This window comes from Bartonella sp. AA74HLJMH, assembly GCF_042197045.1.
GTDB lineage: Bacteria > Pseudomonadota > Alphaproteobacteria > Rhizobiales > Rhizobiaceae > Bartonella.
In genome coordinates this window covers 1-785 of the sequence record NZ_JBHIRJ010000127.1, presented here as the reverse complement: position 1 = coordinate 785, position 785 = coordinate 1, and the positions used below count along the sequence as shown (strand labels likewise).

Genomic DNA, 785 nt, shown 5'->3' with positions numbered 1-785 from the left:
GCTTCTAAACAAGTCTTATCATTTAAAGAGCCATTATCGTTATCATTGAATGAAACATTTTGATTGTTGGTATCGACAATATTATTTTTATTCTCTCTCATTTATTTATACCTTTCAGTATCAAAAAATCATTGAAATCTAGACCGTATGGGGCTTGCATGATAAAGACCTCAAAGCCTTGTCTATAGGCACGCGCAGCGAGGTTAAAACCTGCTTTACGACCCGCATCATCGCCATCCATTGCAATGGTGAGACGGGCTTTTGTTTTGGGTAAATTCACATGCATCATGCCACTGGTTGAAAGAGACGCCCATAAATTCACAGGCTCAGATAACAACCCAGACAGTAGAGCTAGACCGGTTTCAATGCCCTCAGAAATGACCAGATGTTTTGGATTGGCTTGACTTAAATGCACCGCGCCACCCGTGACAGATCCCAACATGGCTTTTGCTGGTTTTTGGTCTGTTTTGCAGCCATTGTCTTTTAAAAAGGTTCTATGAATAGCAAAGGATCCAGCCCCCTTAACAAGAGCAATCAACGCGGGCAGTGTACCCCCAGAGGGGTGTGGACATTTGTCGTAAAAGCGTAAATCAGGAGGCAAATCACATGTAATACCCCGCATACGTAAATAGGTTTCTGCTAAAGTGTTTTTAATTGGTTGGCTTTGTTGCCAAATTGCTTTTGCTCTCTCTGCTTTCCTTTTTGCTTGTTTGAGATCAGCACAAAACTGTTTGGAGAAAGAGAGCGTCTGATCATAAGCTTTATCAAAAAAGGCTTGTTTTCCA

General features: G+C 41.5%; 1 protein-coding gene. It reads right to left on the bottom strand.

What is annotated here, in order from left to right:
• Positions 1-97: 97 nt before the first annotated feature.
• The coding region (locus ACFINH_RS10135; protein WP_375633043.1) for a toprim domain-containing protein at positions 98-785 on the bottom strand (688 nt) is incomplete at its 5' end.